The sequence below is a fragment of the Pseudomonas sp. IT-P218 genome, assembly GCF_949767605.1.
In the GTDB taxonomy this organism is placed as follows: domain Bacteria; phylum Pseudomonadota; class Gammaproteobacteria; order Pseudomonadales; family Pseudomonadaceae; genus Aquipseudomonas; species Aquipseudomonas putida_AE.
This window is the reverse complement of record NZ_CATKQQ010000044.1, coordinates 377,149-394,384: the sequence shown is the minus strand read 5'-3', so window position 1 is coordinate 394,384 and position 17,236 is coordinate 377,149. Positions and strand designations below refer to the sequence as shown.

Below are 17,236 nucleotides of genomic sequence, written 5' to 3'. Positions count from 1 at the left end.
GATTGGGAAGGTTCTGTAAACCCCTGAATTCAGACTATTTTTGCGCGGTGCTTGATCGAGTGTTTCCAATGCTTGCCGAGCGTCATCACGGGGTGCAAAACGATGTGCCAGAGCCGCTGTTTCATGCGTGTGCTGTTGCCTATCCGTCGATGAGTTATGTCTTTTGTTCGAATGCTTATGCACAACGGGATTTGCGCTTCACCCGGTTAACAGTGTTTTTGTGGATCCGTTCTCATTAGCTCGCAAATGCCTGTTTTTCTGGTTTTTTATTCTTTGTATGAAATCTGAACAGTGCCGTATCAGGGCTGAAACAGCTGTAAAGATTGGATCCATGAATATTTCATCAACAGAGTTATCCACAGGCTGTGTGGCGTTAAGAACGTTCCGCCAGCAGAAGAATGTTGCGCGGTGTGAGCGAGGTTTCGCAGAAGGTGCCGAGGCGAACGGTGTAATCTTGCTCTTGTAGGAATAATGCCCGATCCAGCACCAGCCAAAGCTCCAGCGGGCGTCGGAAAAGCCCGCGCACAAGCTCTAGATTGCGGACCTGGGCCAGGCGCTGCCAACCGGCGGCTTCGAGTGCGGGCCAATCCTGGGCGCCGATTGTGGATAACTCCTTGTGATCGCCCAGGTGTTGGCAGTATTCGGCAAAGGGTTTTTCCAGCCAGGCGCTGGCCAGGGATGGGGTCGGCAGGTACTCGTCAACGCCTCGCAGCTGTCTTTGCAGCAAGTCGAAACCCAGGCGTCGGGCCATCGAGGTGTCGCGTTGGCGTCTTACGCGAGCGCCGGCGGTGACGGTTTCACTCATCGGCAGCCCCAGATCGTCGAGGGACAGCTGTAGGTCAGAGCGTTCGGCGGCTGAGGACATCGGTGAGTACCGGCCAAGGCTGGTCCGGTTGTAGCAACAAGGGGCGATGGCGAGTTGCTTGCAACCGGCTGCGCTGGCAAGCCGGATCAGTCGCACATGCAAATCGCCGCAGGCGTGCAGAGCGACGGGTGTGTGCTGATCTTCCAACAGCAACGCCGCATCGGCCGCCAGTACGTCCTGTTCGACATGCAACGCGTGCAGGCGATGCCGCAGGCTGAGCGCCTGGCCGCTGGTTACCAGCGCCGGATCGTATTCCAGGCAGGTCAGTTGCTGCCCAGTTTGCAGAAGGCGTCGACCCAGGTGTCCCTTGCCCGAGCACCAGTCCAGCCAGTGCGTGGCGGTATCGTCAAAGTGCAGTCGGCTGGCAAAGGCTTCGATTTGCTGCCACTTGCGCCCCGGCACATCCACATTCAGTCGATGAGCTGGCGCTTCGAGCGCATAAGCAGGCAATTCATCCACCACACACAGCGCCAGTGACATGGCCGCCAGCGAAGCAAAAGGCTGCGGCGCATCCACAAGGGCAGGGTGGTTGTGAGCGCCTTCCGCCTCGTCCAGCGACCGCCCGCGTAGCCAGGTGGCCAGTTCGGGGTAGGAGGTTTCCCATGGCAGCTGCAGATGAGTGAACGGCCGTGGTTTCCACAGCGCCTGATGCGCTGTCAGAAAAGTATCCAGCGCAGTGAAACGGGCGAGCAGTTCCTCGCCCGTCAGCACTTGGGGATCAACGCCCTTGGCAGGCATCGACGCGCAACCAGCGCTCCAGCAGCTTGAAGCCGCGTACCAGCACGTAGGCCATCAACAGATAGAACATGCCGGCGGCGAAGAAGATCTCCACCGGCAGGTAGGTCCGGGCGATGATGGTGCGGGCCATGCCCGTCAGTTCCAGCAGGGTCACGGTGCTGGCCAGGGCGCTGGCCTTGAGCATCAGGATCACTTCGTTGCTGTAGGCCGGCAGGCCGATGCGCGCGGCACGGGGCAGCATGATGAAGATCAGCGCCTTGGTTTTGGACATGCCCAGGGCGCGCGCCGCTTCGATCTCGCCCGGTGGAATCGCCTGGATGGCCCCGCGCAGGATCTCGGCGATGTAGGCCGCGGTGTGCAGGGTCATGGTCGCCGTGGCGCACCAGAACGGATCGCGCAAGTAAGGCCACATGGCGCTGGTACGGATCGCGTCGAACTGCGCCAGCCCGTAATAGACCAGGAACAGTTGCACCAGCAACGGCGTACCACGGAAAAAGAAGATGTAGCCGTAGGGAAACGCCCGCACCCACCACAGGCGCGAGGAACGCGCGATACCCAGGGGAATCGCCAGCAGCAGGCCGGCGATGACGGCAATGGCCACCAGTTCCAGGGTCAGGGTTGCGCCCTGGGCCAGTTTCGGCAGCCACTTGATGATGACTTCCCAGTTCATTGAGTGCTCCTCGCGAAGCCGCGAGCGGCGCGTTTTTCCAGGAAGTGCATGCCGGTCATGGCCAGGATGGTCAGGCTCAGGTACATGAACGCAGCAACCATATAGAAGGTGAACGGTTGCTTGGACACGGTCACGCCGATTTGCGCGTGACGCATGATTTCTTCCAGGCCGATCACCGAGACCAGCGCGGTGTCCTTCATCAGGATCATGAACAGGTTGCCCAGGCCCGGCAGGGCGATGCGCCACATCTGCGGCATGATCAATTTGGTGAAGATGCGAAATTTCGACAGGCCCAGGGCCACACCGGCTTCACGGTGGCCTTTGGGGATGGCAAGGATCGCGCCGCGAAACACTTCCGTGGCGTAGGCGCCAAAGCACAGGCCCAGTGCGATCACACCGGCAGCGAAGGCATTGAGCTCAAGGTCAGGGTTGCCGAAAAACTCGCCCAGGGCGCGCATCAGGTTGACCGTGCCGAAGTAGATCAACAGTACCCAGAGCAGTTCCGGGATGCCGCGAACCAGTGTCGAATAGGTGCCGCCAAGCCATTGCAACGGCTTGTACGGGGAAGTCTTGGCCAAGGCGCCGAGCAGACCGAGCACCAGCCCCAGGCACAGGGCCGAGAGTGCCAGTTTCACAGTCATCAGCGCGCCAGCGGCGAGCGCCGGGCCGAATCCGTAGAGGTCGATAATCATGGATTTCTTTTCAAATCGCGGCAGGCAATACCGTGAACCGGCGCCATCAGGCGCCGGTCAGGCAGGTCAGGATCAATAGATGCTGAACGGGAAGTACTTGTCGTTGATCTTCTTGTAGGTGCCGTCAGCAACGATTTCTTTCAGTGCGAGGTTCAGCTTCGCGCGGATCGGGTCGTTCTTGCGGACAGCAATACCGATCTTGTCGCTTTCTTCCACCGGGTCGCCTTTGAACTCGTAGGATTTGCCGGCGTCGCTCTTGAGCCACTCGTAGTTGACGTACTTGTCGGCCAGGATGCCGTCCAAACGACCGGAAGTCAGGTCCAGGTAAGCGTTTTCCTGGGTGTCGTAGAGTTTGACTTCAACGCCTTCCATGTTGTCTTCCAGCCAGGTACCCGCCAGCGTCGCGCGCTGTGCGCCGATCACTTTGCCTTTCAGCGAGTCCTTGTCGGTCTTGAAGTCGACGCTTTTAGGCGCGATGAATTGCAGTTTGTTGGAGTAGTACGGGTCGGTGAAGTCCACCGCTTGCTTGCGCTCGTCGGTGATCGACATCGAGGAGATCAGGAAGTCGAACTTCTTGGCGTTCAGGGCCGGGATGATGCCGTCCCAGTCGGAGGTCACGACGGTGCACTCGACTTTCATCTTGGCGCACAGGGCGTCGCCGATTTCCTTGTCGAAGCCGACGACGTTGCCGCTGGCATCTTTGTTGTTGAACGGCGGGTAGGCCGCTTCGATGCCCATCTTCAGGGTTTCAGCCATGGCACCGGCGCTGAACGCCAGGGTAACGGCGGCGGCCAGGAAGACCTTCTTGAAATTCTGCATGCGGTTAGCTCCGTTAGCGGTTGCTGGACATGAATTGTTTGCAGCGCGCCGAAAGCGGGTTTTCAAATACCTGCTGTGGCGATCCTTGCTCTTCTACCAGGCCCTGGTGGAGGAACACCACTTCGCTGGAGACCTGACGGGCAAAGCCCATCTCATGGGTGACCAGCAGCATGGTGCGGCCTTCTTCGGCCAGTGCGCGGATGACATTAAGTACTTCCTGGACCATTTCCGGGTCAAGCGCGGAGGTGGGCTCGTCGAACAGGATGACCTTGGGCTGCATGGCCAGGGTGCGGGCGATAGCCGCGCGCTGTTGCTGGCCGCCGGACAACTGCGCCGGGTAGGCGTGGCGCTTGTCGGCGATGCCGACCTTGGCCAGCAGGGCTTCGGCGACTTCGATGGCTTCGGCCTTGCTCTGGCCGAGCACGCGGCGCGGGGCCTCGATGATGTTGTCGAGCACGCTCATGTGCGGCCACAGGTTAAAGTTTTGAAACACAAAACCTATTTCGCTGCGCAGGCGGTTGATCTGCTTGCCGTCGGCAGCGACCAGTTCGCCGTTCTTCGCGGCCTTGAGCTTGAGTTCTTCGCCGGCCACCAGGATCTGGCCCTGGTGCGGGTTTTCCAGCAGGTTGATGCAGCGCAGGAACGTGGACTTGCCGGAGCCGGAGGAGCCGAGGATCGAGATCACGTCGCCGTCGCGGGCGGTCAGCGAGATGCCCTTGAGCACCTCCAGCGAGCCGTAGCGTTTGTGCAAGTTGCGGATTTCAAGCGCGGGCGTGGCCTCAGCCATGTGCGTTCCTCATTGTGTATTCGCTCCTGCTGTTGGTCGCCTTCCTGGCGAGGCGGCCAAGCTAGCATAGCGTTTCAAAGGCAGCCAACAGCGCTACGGGCAGTAAACGGGTGGCATGTGGCAGGTTGTCGCATCGGCGCAGCAGACTGTCGCCCCATCAACAACCGAACAGCCGTTTGAACCCTGCTTTCAGATAAAAGCGTGGTGGCTGTCGCGTAAAAAAGGGCGCGATGTTGCCAGCTTTGGCGGGGGGTTGGAAGCGCTAACCGGCCAAAGGTGGCGGATCTGCCCTTTTATTGTGCGTCGAGGGATTTTGGGGTGTGTTTCCGGTGCGCTGGTTCGTCCATAAAGTGAGTCGCAGGGTAACGTTCTGGCAAAGTGCCATTAATATCAATGGCTTGCGATGACTGTCCGGTCCGGGCGAAATTGCCGGGTTAGAAGGGTTTGAAACATTTTGGCGCAAATATTGCGTGCAGATTCCGGAACGCCCCGTTTGTTTCTTTTTACAAGAAGGAACACAAGCGGGATGCACGCATTCGCTTTTCCTTACAAAGGTAGTTTCAATGAGCAGTACCCAAAGCTCTAACGGCCTCGAACAGGGGCTCAAACCGCGGCATGTCACCATGCTGTCGATTGCCGGGGTTATCGGTGCCGGCCTGTTCGTTGGCTCGGGCCACGCCATCGCTGCAGCAGGCCCGGCCGTGCTCCTGGCTTACGCGGCCGCGGGCATGCTGGTGGTGTTGGTGATGCGCATGCTCGGTGAAATGGCTGTCGCCTCGCCGGACACGGGCTCCTTCTCGACATATGCCGATCGCGCGATCGGTCACTGGGCCGGCTTCACTATCGGCTGGCTGTACTGGTGGTTCTGGGTGCTCGTCATCCCGTTGGAAGCCAACGCCGCCGCCACCATCCTGCATGCCTGGTTCCCTGGCGTGGACATCTGGGCCTTCGCCCTGGTCATCACCATGCTGCTGACCGTGACCAACCTGTTCAGCGTGAAGAACTACGGCGAGTTCGAGTTCTGGTTCGCCCTGATCAAGGTCCTGGCGATCATCGGTTTCATTGTACTCGGCGTCATGGCGATCTTCGGTTTTCTGCCTGGCAGCCAGGTCAGCGGCGTTTCACACCTGTTCGATACCCAAGGCTTCCTGCCAAACGGCATGGGCGCGGTACTGGGTGCCATTTTGACCACCATGTTCTCCTTCATGGGTACCGAGATCGTGACCATCGCGGCCGCGGAATCGAAGAACCCAGGCAAGCAAATCTCCAAGGCCACCAACTCGGTGATCTGGCGGATCGGCTTGTTCTACCTCGTCTCGATCTTCATCGTCGTGGCCCTGGTGCCATGGAACGACCCGGTCCTGGCCAGCCTCGGCTCCTACCAGACCGTGCTTGAGCGCGTGGGCATTCCGAACGCCAAGATGATCGTTGACATCGTGGTTCTGGTCGCCGTGACCAGCTGCCTGAACTCGGCGCTCTACACCTCGTCGCGCATGCTGTTCTCCCTGGGCAAGCGTGGTGATGCACCGGCCATGTCCACCCGCACCAACAAGAGCGGCACGCCATACTGGGCAGTCATGCTGTCTACTGGCGCAGCGTTCCTGGCCACATTCGCCAACTACGTGGCTCCGGCTGCAGTGTTCGAATTCCTGCTGGCCAGCTCCGGCGCCATTGCGCTGCTGGTGTACCTGGTGATTGCGATCTCGCAACTGCGCATGCGCAAGCAGCGCATGGCTCGCGGTGAGAAAATCGTGTTCAGCATGTGGCTGTTCCCGGGCCTGACCTACGCGGTGATCGTGTTCATCGTCGCGGCCCTGACCATCATGCTGTTCCAGGAAGCTCACCGCGTGGAGATCCTCGCGACCGGCCTGCTGGCCGTTATGGTCGTCGCTGCCGGCTTGCTGGTAGCGCGTCGTCGCAAACTGGAGAAGCGTGGCGCGGTAGTGCTGAGCTGATTCGTACCGCGTAATGCAAAACGGCCGCTGTCAGTGATGACAAGCGGCCGTTTTTGTTTGTGTCGATTGCTTTGTGTTCATTTGGCATGAACCCAGTCTTCTACGCGTAATCCCGAAACGCGCTCAAACTCCCGCAAGTTGTTGGTGACCACGATAAACCCGCGCGAGCGTGCGTGCCCGGCAATCATCTGGTCGTACGGACCTATGGGTTTGCCGGCCTTTGCAAGTTCGGATCGAATCATTCCATTGTGTGCTGCTGCTTCCTTGTCGAAGGGAAGGACTTCAAGTCGGGCGGCGAATCCCTCGATGACCGCCAGGTTTCTTTCGGGGGCTGCCGATTTTTCCGCGCCGTAAATCAGCTCCATCAACGTGACCGCACTAATGCACAGTTGGCCGTGATGACGGTTGAACGCCTCCCGTACCATTTGTGGCTTGTTCTTGATGGTGAAGATGCAAATGTTGGTATCGAGCATGTACTTGATCATCAGAACGAATCACGCTCCTGATCGGCGGGTTGCTCGCGATCGGCCATGAAGTCTGCCGTAATGCTTTCGCCATCGAACCAACTGTCCCAGGTTTCACCAGCGGGCGTGATGATGCGGCTTCGACCGACGGCGACGACGTCGACTCGTTTCACGTCGTTCGGCATGGCTACAGCTTTCGGCAGGCGAACCGCCTGGCTTCGATTGCTCATGAAAAGAGTTGTCTGTTCCATCTGGGCCTCCTGCGCTTTTGCTGGCGCAATAAGTCCAAAGGATAGGTTTTGTTTTGGATATGTCAATGGGATATACGTTGTGGCTGGCGGAAGGAGTGCGCTCGATTCAGGACCAAAAACGGCCGCTGTCAGTGATGACAAGCGGCCGTTTTTGTTTGAGTCGTAACCTTTATTCGGCTTTTTCTTCCGGCGCTTCCAGCGACTCGCGGTAGACATCCAGTGCAGCGCTGAAATCGGTGATGAACTGTGGCTCGCTCAACCATGCCTGGGCGGTCTCGCGGTCCATGCCGTCGGCCCACATGCGGTAGTCGATCAGCATGTCGGCGGCCAGATGGGTGGCGGCCATGCCTTCGTCGTCGGCGTTTTCCATGTCCAGCAGTTCTGGATGGTCGATGATGATAAAGGCCAGGTTCGTCAGCAACACCGAGAGCATTTCGCTGCGGCTGACGGCTTCCGCGTCGCGCATTTTGCTGAACATCGCCAGGGTGTATTCCGGGATCGGCTCGGCGAGGTGGCCAAGGTCATCGTCCAGCGCGGCGGGTTTGCGGCCGTGGATGTTGATCTGCTTGGCTTTGGCTTTTGCGCGCTTGGCGCGTTTCTGTTGCTTGTTCAGGGAGGCCATGGGAACTCAGTTCGGTTTCTGTTGGGTTTGCGCAGCAATGGCGTCGGACGCCGCCACGTAGTCAGCCTGGAAGGCTGGGGATTCGATCCACGCCAAAGCGCCGGCTTCGTCGGTTTCGGTGGACCATTGGCGATATTCGATCAGCGCGGCGAGGATGAAGTCCATCGCGCCTTCTTCACCTTCCTGCTCGTACACCAGCTCCAGCAGCGGGTCTTCGAGGAAAGCCGTGCACATGGCCTGCTGGCTGAGCTTCTCGGCGTCGATCATTTTCTTGAACAGTTCGGTCAGGTCCACCGACTCGAAGTCGATGCGATCGTCGTTCGGGTCCAGCTCGACCGGCGCAGCAGCTCGCTGGGTGCGGTTCTGCTTGGCCTTGGCCTTGGCGCGGGAGGCGCGTTTATGTTGCTTGTTGGCGGAGGCCATGGGCGTCGTTCCGTAATTCGATTAAAAGGGCAGGTGACTCAGCGGAGAGGCACTGTCCGCCCGGGTGTGTCGGGGGCCAGCTCGCCGTTTTGCAGCCAGGACAGTGCAATGGGCCATAGTGTGGCTTGGTATGCGCTGCGAAAAAAGGCGAAATGACCAACTTCCTGCTCGCCGATGTCTTGGGGGGTAATGCGCAGGTGAGTGTTGGTGCTGGCGGTGAAGTAGCCGAGCAGGCGTTCGATGGCCGGGATTGTGCCGTAGGGATCGTCGCTGAGGCTGATCGCCAGGGTTTTCGCGGTGACGGCAGCGAAGTGTCTGACATGAATGTCCTGGCCGCTGGGACGCTTCTCGTAACGCGCGGTGGGCGTGCTCCAGTCGCGCACTACACCGGCTGGCGTGTCTTCCAGCCAGCCGAGGCGTTTGCCGGGAAAGTAGCCGCAGAGCATCGTCACCAGCGGCATCACCACATGCCACTTGCCAAACATCCGCCAGCGATGAGCGGGTTCATAGTCGCGCCAGTAAGCGAATTGCGCGCCGACCGTCACCAGGCGACGGATTAGCTGTCCGGACGCTCCCAGCCCCGCTGCACAGCCACCAAAGCTGTGACCGACCACATCGATCGGCTGACCTGGAAACTCACGCTGTGCGCGCTTGAGCATCGCCTCGAAGTCCAGGGCGCCCCAGTCGGACCAGGACGCCTTCAGTCCTTTCATCGATGCGGGCCGTGATTCGCCGATGCCGCGGTAGTCGTAGGTGATGACATCGAAGCCGTTGGCAAACAGGTAATCGGCGAAGCGCGAGTAGTGTCGGCAGCGCACCGATGTGGCGGCGTTGATGATGACGACTGCCCGGGAAGCGTCCGGCTCCGCATGCCGCCAGGTGAAGCCGCCAAGGACGAAACCGTCGGCGGCGGGTTGCTTGAACGGTTCGCCCGAAGCGCCAGTCGTTAGCGGCAGCTCGATTTGAGTGGGGGCGAGGGATGCCATGTCCTGCACATTCATTGGCGTCGGACCTTTGCGGGTAGCTGACAACAATAGTCTTCACGCCGCGTATGAACAATCCATCACGGTTCCTGATGAAGGCGCTCTTCAAGCACTGCCCGCTCTCGATCCAGTTCCGCGCGTAACTCTTCCTCGCTCGGCAGTACCAGTTGGTATTTGCTGGCAAATAATTGTTCGTTGCCCTCCAGCACTGAGTAGCGCACTACGGACTCATCCTTTTGCGCGCAGAGAATGATGCCGACAGTGGGGCCGTCTTCTTCTCCCCGCTTGAGGTCGTCGTACATGCGCACGTACATGTCCATCTGGCCTACATCCTGATGGGTCAGTTCACCACGCTTGATATCGAAGATGACGAAGCACTTGAGTAGGTAGTTGTAAAAAACCAGATCGATGTAGAAGTCCTTGCTCTCGGTGCTGATGCGCTGTTGCCGGGCGATGAAAGCAAAGCCCTTGCCCAGTTCGAGCAGGAAATCCTGCAACTGTTCGATCAGAGCCTGTTCGATCTCGCTTTCCTGAAGCCTGCCGGCACTGGGCAGGCCAAGGAATTCCAGCACAACCGGATCGCGGATGAAGTCCCGAGGGCTGGCCTTCATTTGCTGAATATTGGTGGTTGCTTCCTGAATGACGGGGCAGCGATCGCGGCTCGCCAAAAGACGTTCGTAGTACAGGGTATTGATCTGGCGCTCCAGCGCTCGGCTTGACCAGTTTTGGGTGGCAGACTCGTTCATGTACCAGAGGCGGGCGTTTTCGTTGTCGACTCTTAGCAGCCTGCGATAGTGGGTCCAGCTCAATTCGTGACGCAGTGCGTCACAAATTGGGAACGCTTGGTAGAACAGGCGCATATACCGAAGGTTGGAGGCGTCGAAGCCCTTGCCGAATTCCGCTGTAAGTACCTTGGCCAAGGTCGAAAGCAATTGTTTTCCATACCCCGCCCGCCGGGCTCCTTCCTGCTCGAATTCGACAATATGCCGACCGATTTGCCAGCAGCTTTGCACTTGAATGGTATCGACCGCGCGCAACACCTTCTTTCGTGCCTGGCGGATCAGCTCACCAAGATTGCCAAGCAGTGAGGTGATTTTTGGGTCTTGTGTGTCATCGGGGACGAGGGCGCTCATGGAGTCTTCCGCAATAAGCTGAACAGGCAGAAGAGAATGGCAAGAGAGCATGGGTCGATGCTGCAGGGCGCAGCTGAAAAGACCGAAGGACCGGACTGATAGGCGTGAAGGGTGACGGAGCGATTCACGTAGTACGTTTCGTAGTGGCTCCAAGTACAAATCGTTCTAGAACACGACGACGGCGCCGGAAATCAAAATTGAGTAACGATTGGGTTCCATGGAGCCCGGGAGTCGTCATCATGAAATCTGTGAAGTCACTGTTCCTGCCCTTTGTCGCCATCGGTGTGTTGATGTTTCCGATTGCACCGCACGCTGCCAGCCTCGAGCCGATCGACAATTCGGGCGTGCAGGTTCAACGGCAGGAACAAAACGGAATTACCTACCTGTCTGGTGGTATCGGTGAGGATGAGGCGAAAGCGATACAGCAAACCACCGGTTACAACCTGCATATGACGTTCTCTGTCGGCGTCGAGAACAAATATATTCCGGACGTCGATGTAGTCATTCATAACGCGCAGGGACAGAGCGTGTTGACCCTGACTCAAGCGGGTCCGCTGGTTTACGTCCAGCTGCCTCCTGGCAAGTACACGGTGGTTGCGACCCGTGCTGGTGAACAGCGGCGTGATACCACGGATGTTGGCACGGGAACCGCGCGCAATCTGGTATTTCACTGGAATGGTGATGTCTAGCCGAGTGTAGGCGTGAGGCGATTTCGTCAGCGTTCAAATCCGCAAACAGCAGCTTTCACTGCTGTTTGCGGAACATCGCGCGCTAGAGTTTTCGGTTTGCCGGCGTGCGATGGATGGTTTGCTGAACAAACACCTGGGGGATGGAGTTAGCGGATACTGCGGATGTTGCCTTTGTTGCCTTTTACGGTGACGGATACTTTCTTGAAGATGAAGTAGTTTTCTTCGTTCACTTCATAGCGAGGGGCGACGATCAGGTCGGCGCCGGAAGATTTGACCGCTTTGTAGGCCGCAGCAGATTTAACCGCGCTGACGGGATCCAGACCAAGGCCGCTCAAGGCGCCGCTCTGACCGCCATAGCTGACGCCGTCGGCAAATTGGGAATCGCCGCCGAATTTGAGGAAACCGAACAGAACGTTGACCGAAGACTGGCCGGAGATCGCGTCACCGACAGCGATGTCCGCTTTCAGGTCGGCTTTGACAGTGCTGTCGATTGGCGAGGACGGCTGGCTGTTGTTGTAGCTGACGCAGCCGCTGGCGGTGGCAATGATTGTCGATAGGGCGAGGAACTTCAAAAGCGTGTTCAATAGCTGCTTCCTTACGTTTAAACGTGAATGCATGCAGGCAGATTGGCTGCTGCAGTATTTTCACCGGGTAAGCGTGTGCCCTCTATGAGAGGGATCCTAGAGCGCTGTATGAAGAGTTGGCACAAATCTAGGGAAGGAGTGTCTTGTAGGCGTAGGAATTTTCGTTTGCGATGGATTTGGTTAAATCCCGGGCATAAAAAAACCTGAATCTCGCAATTCAGGGTTTCGTTCACTCAGTGACGGCTGGCGATCAGAGCGAGGCTACCAAGTGCGTGAAGGCAACGCGCAAGGGATTGGTTTCCACGCTCAGAAGCTTGATAGCCAGCGCACAGCAGACCACGATCAACATGGGCTTGATTAGCCGTGGGCCGACCCGAACAGCGGCGCGCGCACCCAATTGCGCGCCGATAAAGGCCGCCAGGGCCATGGCGATTGCGATCGGCCAGATGATCACCCCTTTGGTAATGAATACCGACAGCGAACCCAAGTTGCAGGAGGCATTGGCAAGTTTGGTAAAGCTCATGGCTCGCATCATGCCCAAGCCGCAGAGAAGAACGAACCCGACGATAAAGAACGAGCCCACGCCGGGACCAAATATGCCGTCGTAAAAGCCCAGTATCGGCGCCACGGTAAACGAAAAAAGCAGAATGCCAATTCTCTTGCGTCGATCTTCGTTGGCCAGCTTTGGAGATAGCGCAAAATAGATGGCCACCAGAATCAGCATGATCGGTACGCAAACTTCCAGATAGCGCTTATCGATAGAGCTGACGAGCAAGGCACCACTGGCACCGCCAACGAATCCGCAGATAACCAGGAAGCGGCCTTCTCTCCATTCGATCATTCCCTTGCGGGCAAAGGTAACTGTTGCCGATATGGTCGCCGAAGCCGCCTGGAATTTGTTGGTGGCTATTGCACTGATGGGATCGACACTGGCTAAAAGCAAGGCAGGCAAAGTAATCAGCCCGCCACCACCGGCAATTGCATCAAAAAAGCCGGCGCAAAAAGCAACGAGCGCCAACATGCCAATTACATCCCAGGACATTACATTCCCTCCTTGTAGTTATTGCCCATTAATCACATGACTGTTCGTTCAGGCAGCTCCGCTTCCGATTCTGCTCAGCTTCATGATCAGGGTATGTCGTCCATTTCCGTTAAATCGGACGGAGAGTTCAGACAGACTCGTGAGACTGGCAAAAATGGCCGATGACCGCACCTGACACTTCTCGGCCTCGCAAGCGTTAAGGCGCTTGCTGGCGTGGCGATAGGGAGGTGGGGGTTACTGACTTATGAGTTTCGTTCGGACGCTACGACGCGTGGCCTACTGCTCCACACCCCCCGGCACTACCGAGCTTTTTCTTGGGAACCGAGCATATTTTTACTATTTTTCCTCGCCGCCAGAGTCGAGCATGATCCAGCGAAACCAATAATAACTGACCGTTTCAGCGGTCGGCATGGGAGTAGCGTGTGCTCGATCTCAACTACTGGCAGCAGCGGGCTGCCCGCCAAACATTCATTTCAAATGCCTTGATCGCAGGGCAGCAGGTTGCGTGCGCTTCGGGTGCGACTTTCGAGGTGATCAACCCGGCGACCAACCAGCTGCTGGCCTGTGTTACCGCCTGCGGCGAGGACGAAGTGAACCTCGCCGTACGCTCGGCTCGCCGGGCGTTCGAAGAGGGGCCGTGGGCCCGTATGGCCCCGGTGGAACGCAAGAAGATCCTGATCCGGCTCTCCGAACTGCTGCTGGCCAACCGCGAGGAGCTGGCACTGCTCGACTCGCTGAGCATGGGCAAGCCGGTCATGGATGCCTACAACATCGATGTACCTGGCGCGGCCCATGTGTTCGCCTGGTACGGTGAAGCCCTGGACAAGCTCTACGACCAGGTTGCGCCGACCGCGCGCAATGCCCTCGCCACCATCACTCGCGAGGCCCTGGGGGTGGTTGCTGCCGTGGTGCCATGGAATTTCCCGCTGGACATGGCGGCCTGGAAGCTCGCCCCGGCATTGGCCGCCGGTAATAGCGTGGTCCTCAAACCCGCCGAGCAGTCGCCATTCTCTGCCTTGCGCCTGGGTCAGTTGGCGCTCGAGGCCGGCATACCGGAAGGGGTATTGAATGTTGTCCCGGGCCTGGGCGAAAGCGCCGGCAAGGCCCTGGGGCTGCATCCTGATGTGGACTGCCTGGTGTTCACCGGCTCGACCCAGGTCGGCAAGTACTTCATGCAGTACTCGGCGCAGTCCAACCTCAAGCAGGTCTGGCTGGAGTGCGGCGGCAAGAGCCCGAACCTGGTCTTCGAAGACTGCCAGGACCTGGATCTGGCCGCGGAAAAAGCCGCGTTCGGCATTTTCTTCAATCAGGGCGAAGTCTGCTCGGCCAACTCCCGGCTTTACGTGCAACGCTCTATCTACGATGAGTTCGTCGAGCGCCTGATCGCCAAGGCTCGGACCTGGATGCCCGGTGATCCGTTGGACCCTGAAAGCCGGGCCGGTGCGATCGTCGATAGCGAGCAAGCCACCCGCATCATGAAGGCGATCGAGCAGGCACGGGGTGAAGGCGCGAAGCTCCTGGCAGGCGGCGATCGCCTGACGATCAATGGGTCTTCGAACTTCATCCAGCCGACGATCTTCGCTGACGTGGGTAGAAACATGAGCCTGGCGCGTGATGAAGTGTTCGGTCCGGTGCTGGCCATCAGTGCCTTCGACTCCGAAGAAGAGGCGATTGAGTTGGCCAACGACAGCATCTACGGGCTGGCCGCTTCAGTCTGGAGCGATGACCTGAACCGCGCTCATCGGGTGGCCCGGGCATTGAAGGCCGGGACTGTTTCGGTCAACACCATGGATGCACTGGATGTCGCCATTCCTTTTGGTGGCGGCAAGCAGTCCGGTTTCGGGCGCGATCTTTCCCTCCATTCGTTCGACAAGTACACGCAACTCAAAACCACCTGGTTCCAGCTTCGTTGAGACCGACCACGTCGCAAGGCGTGGCAGGGAAAACCCATCTGCACGCACCCCTCGGGGTGGCGTGCTTTTCATGCTTGTGGGGCCGCTGGAGCGGTCATTCAGCACCCATTGGTCGACTCACCCTAACGGGTGATATCGGCAGTTTTGCGAGCGTGGGAACATCATTTCAACCCCGGCACCAGTCACCTCGTGTCGCTCCCAATCGTACTTTCGGCGAGTCTTTGAAGTGGAAAACGATCGGTTTTTTTCTGCGCAATGGTTCGAACAGATGGCCAAGGTGACCGAGAGTATCGGCCAACCGGGATTCGCCGCGACGCTGTTCGAAACCCTGGGCTGTATCTGGCCCATTCAGGCGACGACGCTGTACCTGTATCCCCATGGCGGTATGCCCAGCGCGCTGTTCGAACTGGACGGTCCCTGGCTGCCGCAAGGCAATGTGCGCCAGTACCTGTCCGGATTCTATCTGCTTGATCCGTTCTACGGTGCCTGTGTGGAAGGCGTCAGCTCCGGTTGCTACGACCTCGCTGACGTCGCTCCCGACCACTTCGAACTCAGCGAGTACTACCAGTCGTTCTATCGGCACTCGCACCTGCAGGATGAGTTGAACTACATCCTGCAGTCTGCTCCCGGGCTGAGCCTGGCTGTCTCACTGGCGTTCACGGAAAAGCTCGACGCGGCTACGACGCAGCAGTTCAAGTGCATTACGCCCTGGATCCTGACCTTGCTGGGCAAGCATTTTGTCGGCCTGGACACGCGCGGCGCTCGATTTGAAAACCAATTGGAGCAGCGCATCCACTCGGCACTGAACAACTTCGGTTCGTCGATCCTGACCGAGCGCGAATGCCGCATCGCCCAACTGATCCTGCGTGGCCATTCGACCCGCTCACTGGCCGAGCGCCTCGGGGTGTCGGAGGACACCATCAAGTCTCATCGCAAGAACGTCTACTGCAAGCTCGACATCGGCACGCAATCGGAGCTGTTTTCACTGTTTATCGATTCGTTGGCCGAAGCCCAGGGCGTGCTCAGCAAAGACCCTCTTGAAAGCTACATGAGCAAGACCCGCTGAGCGGACTTGCTACCCCTCGCGTGACTACCAACAAAAGAGAAAAAAGCCATGAATGCACCCTTCGAACCGAAACGGCAGACTGAGGATTACCAGAAGTCCGATGCCGCCCACCACATCCATGCGTTTGTGGATCAAAAGGCGCTCAATGCCGAAGGTCCTCGGGTGATGGTCCGCGGCGAGGGCCTGTATCTCTGGGACAACGACGACAAGCGTTACCTGGACGGCATGTCGGGCCTGTGGTGCACCCAGCTCGGTTATGGTCGCAAGGACCTGAGCGCCGCAGCGGCTGCGCAGATGAACCAGTTGTCGTACTACAACATGTTCTTCCACACCACCCACCCAGCGGTGATCGAGCTGTCCGAGCTGCTGTTCAGTCTCCTGCCGGGCCACTACAGCCACGTCATCTACACCAACTCCGGCTCCGAAGCGAACGAGGTGCTGATCCGTACCGTACGCCGTTACTGGCAGGTCGTCGGCAAGCCGCAGAAGAAGATCATGATCGGCCGCTGGAACGGTTATCACGGCTCGACCCTGGCGGCCACTGCGCTGGGCGGGATGAAGTTCATGCACGAGATGGGCGGCCTGATTCCGGATATCGCGCACATCGATGAGCCTTACTGGTACGCCCAGGGCGGCGAGCTGACCCCGACCGAGTTCGGTCGTCGCTGTGCCTTGCAGCTGGAAGAGAAGATTCTTGAGCTGGGCGCCGAAAATGTCGCGGGCTTTATCGCCGAGCCCTTCCAGGGCGCTGGCGGCATGATCTTCCCGCCCGAGAGCTACTGGCCGGAAATCCAGCGCATCTGCCGTCAATACGATGTGCTGCTGTGTGCCGATGAAGTGATCGGTGGCTTTGGTCGCACGGGCGAGTGGTTCGCCCACGAGCACTTCGGTTTCGAGCCGGACACCCTGTCGATCGCCAAGGGCCTGACCTCCGGCTACGTGCCGATGGGTGGCCTGGTGCTGGGCAAGCGCATTGCCGACGCGCTGGTGGAGCAGGGCGGTGTCTTCGCCCACGGCCTGACCTATTCCGGACACCCGGTCGCGGCCGCGGTGGCGCTTGCCAACCTCAAGGCACTGCGTGATGAAGGCATCGTTCGCCAGGTGAAGGAAGATACCGGGCCGTACTTGCAGCAGATTCTGCGCGAGGTGTTCGGCAACCACCCGATGGTCGGCGAGATCCAGGGCGCGGGCCTCGTCGCGGCCTTGCAGTTCGCCGAGGACAAGGCGACACGCAAGCGCTTCGCCAACGAAAACGACCTGGCCTGGCAATGTCGCACCTTTGGTTTTGAAGAGGGCGTGATCATTCGCTCGACGCTTGGCCGCATGATCATGGCGCCGGCACTCGTGGCAACGCGCACAGAGCTGGACGAGCTGGTGGAAAAGACCCGCATCGCGGTAGACCGCACCGCACGGATCGCGGGAAAGCTCTGAAGTCATCTGTGAGCGGGTTGGTGATCGACAGCGTTAAATCACCCTGCGTGCCTATCGATTGAACAAGAGGCTGCCCGACACTGGGCAGCCCACCCTTCAGCAGACCAAT

The 17,236-nt window shown here is 58.8% G+C and carries 18 protein-coding genes; 5 read left to right on the top strand and 13 right to left on the bottom strand.

Going from position 1 to position 17,236, the window contains the following annotated elements:
• Nucleotides 1–373: 373 nt before the first annotated feature.
• From ACM6I6_RS22160 to ACM6I6_RS22140, 5 genes are all read right to left on the bottom strand, one after another.
• A complete protein-coding gene (locus tag ACM6I6_RS22160; protein WP_414920709.1) occupies nucleotides 374–1,603 on the bottom strand; it encodes a methyltransferase in 1,230 nt (409 codons plus the stop codon).
• Nucleotides 1,584–2,273: an ABC transporter permease gene (locus tag ACM6I6_RS22155; protein WP_274075128.1), complete on the bottom strand. Its 690-nt coding sequence runs from the start codon at nucleotides 2,271–2,273 to the stop codon at nucleotides 1,584–1,586. Before ACM6I6_RS22155 ends, ACM6I6_RS22160 begins: the two co-directional genes overlap by 20 nt.
• Entirely contained in the window at nucleotides 2,270–2,965 is a 696-nt protein-coding gene (locus ACM6I6_RS22150; protein ID WP_046815302.1) for an ABC transporter permease, read from the bottom strand. Before ACM6I6_RS22150 ends, ACM6I6_RS22155 begins: the two co-directional genes overlap by 4 nt.
• 72 nt (nucleotides 2,966–3,037) lie before the next feature.
• On the bottom strand, nucleotides 3,038–3,784 hold the full coding sequence (locus tag ACM6I6_RS22145; RefSeq protein ID WP_274075129.1) for an ABC transporter substrate-binding protein: 747 nt from the start codon (nucleotides 3,782–3,784) through the stop codon (nucleotides 3,038–3,040).
• A 13-nt stretch (nucleotides 3,785–3,797) separates the two neighbouring features.
• Entirely contained in the window at nucleotides 3,798–4,571 is a 774-nt protein-coding gene (locus ACM6I6_RS22140) for an ABC transporter ATP-binding protein (RefSeq protein WP_007972784.1), read from the bottom strand.
• Nucleotides 4,572–5,134: 563 nt separating this feature from the next.
• Between ACM6I6_RS22140 and gabP the strand changes: the two genes are divergently transcribed.
• On the top strand, nucleotides 5,135–6,526 hold the full coding sequence (gene gabP / locus ACM6I6_RS22135; RefSeq protein WP_414920708.1) for a GABA permease: 1,392 nt from the start codon (nucleotides 5,135–5,137) through the stop codon (nucleotides 6,524–6,526).
• A gap of 77 nt (nucleotides 6,527–6,603) precedes the next feature.
• On the opposite strand, the gene vapC is transcribed toward gabP, so the two are convergent.
• The 6 genes from vapC to ACM6I6_RS22105 all read right to left on the bottom strand — a co-directional run bounded on the left by vapC (nucleotide 6,604) and on the right by ACM6I6_RS22105 (nucleotide 10,402).
• The gene (gene vapC / locus ACM6I6_RS22130; protein ID WP_274075131.1) at nucleotides 6,604–7,011 is read right to left on the bottom strand and encodes a type II toxin-antitoxin system tRNA(fMet)-specific endonuclease VapC; all 408 of its coding nucleotides are present in this window, start codon (nucleotides 7,009–7,011) and stop codon (nucleotides 6,604–6,606) included.
• Nucleotides 7,011–7,241, bottom strand: a complete 231-nt coding sequence (gene vapB / locus ACM6I6_RS22125) for a type II toxin-antitoxin system VapB family antitoxin (RefSeq protein WP_274075132.1) — start codon at nucleotides 7,239–7,241, stop codon at nucleotides 7,011–7,013. Before vapB ends, vapC begins: the two co-directional genes overlap by 1 nt.
• 169 nt (nucleotides 7,242–7,410) lie before the next feature.
• Entirely contained in the window at nucleotides 7,411–7,863 is a 453-nt protein-coding gene (locus ACM6I6_RS22120; protein WP_274075133.1) for a hypothetical protein, read from the bottom strand.
• Nucleotides 7,864–7,869: 6 nt separating this feature from the next.
• A complete protein-coding gene (locus ACM6I6_RS22115; RefSeq protein ID WP_274075134.1) occupies nucleotides 7,870–8,286 on the bottom strand; it encodes a hypothetical protein in 417 nt (138 codons plus the stop codon).
• A 38-nt stretch (nucleotides 8,287–8,324) separates the two neighbouring features.
• Nucleotides 8,325–9,287, bottom strand: coding sequence for an alpha/beta fold hydrolase (locus ACM6I6_RS22110; protein WP_414920707.1), 963 nt, complete (start codon nucleotides 9,285–9,287; stop codon nucleotides 8,325–8,327).
• Between the two features lie 62 nt (nucleotides 9,288–9,349).
• The gene (locus ACM6I6_RS22105) at nucleotides 9,350–10,402 is read right to left on the bottom strand and encodes a PDDEXK nuclease domain-containing protein (protein WP_323606520.1); all 1,053 of its coding nucleotides are present in this window, start codon (nucleotides 10,400–10,402) and stop codon (nucleotides 9,350–9,352) included.
• Between the two features lie 239 nt (nucleotides 10,403–10,641).
• On the opposite strand from ACM6I6_RS22105, the gene ACM6I6_RS22100 reads away from it, so the two are divergent.
• The gene (locus ACM6I6_RS22100) at nucleotides 10,642–11,091 is read left to right on the top strand and encodes a carboxypeptidase regulatory-like domain-containing protein (RefSeq protein ID WP_323606519.1); all 450 of its coding nucleotides are present in this window, start codon (nucleotides 10,642–10,644) and stop codon (nucleotides 11,089–11,091) included.
• A 146-nt stretch (nucleotides 11,092–11,237) separates the two neighbouring features.
• Here ACM6I6_RS22100 and ACM6I6_RS22095 read toward each other — a convergent pair whose 3' ends face one another.
• Together ACM6I6_RS22095 and ACM6I6_RS22090 are read right to left on the bottom strand one after the other, a co-directional pair.
• Nucleotides 11,238–11,708 (bottom strand): hypothetical protein, encoded by a 471-nt coding sequence (locus ACM6I6_RS22095; RefSeq protein WP_274075138.1) that lies wholly within the window; start codon nucleotides 11,706–11,708, stop codon nucleotides 11,238–11,240.
• 217 nt (nucleotides 11,709–11,925) lie between these two features.
• Complete coding sequence (locus ACM6I6_RS22090) at nucleotides 11,926–12,717, bottom strand: TSUP family transporter (protein WP_323606518.1); 792 nt, start codon at nucleotides 12,715–12,717, stop codon at nucleotides 11,926–11,928.
• 422 nt (nucleotides 12,718–13,139) lie between these two features.
• Between ACM6I6_RS22090 and ACM6I6_RS22085 the strand changes: the two genes are divergently transcribed.
• The 3 genes from ACM6I6_RS22085 to ACM6I6_RS22075 all read left to right on the top strand — a co-directional run bounded on the left by ACM6I6_RS22085 (nucleotide 13,140) and on the right by ACM6I6_RS22075 (nucleotide 17,127).
• Nucleotides 13,140–14,630, top strand: coding sequence for an aldehyde dehydrogenase (locus ACM6I6_RS22085; protein WP_323606517.1), 1,491 nt, complete (start codon nucleotides 13,140–13,142; stop codon nucleotides 14,628–14,630).
• A 268-nt stretch (nucleotides 14,631–14,898) separates the two neighbouring features.
• Complete coding sequence (locus tag ACM6I6_RS22080) at nucleotides 14,899–15,696, top strand: helix-turn-helix transcriptional regulator (protein WP_274075141.1); 798 nt, start codon at nucleotides 14,899–14,901, stop codon at nucleotides 15,694–15,696.
• A gap of 48 nt (nucleotides 15,697–15,744) precedes the next feature.
• On the top strand, nucleotides 15,745–17,127 hold the full coding sequence (locus tag ACM6I6_RS22075) for an aspartate aminotransferase family protein (RefSeq protein ID WP_414920706.1): 1,383 nt from the start codon (nucleotides 15,745–15,747) through the stop codon (nucleotides 17,125–17,127).
• The last annotated feature ends 109 nt before the right edge of the window (nucleotides 17,128–17,236 follow it).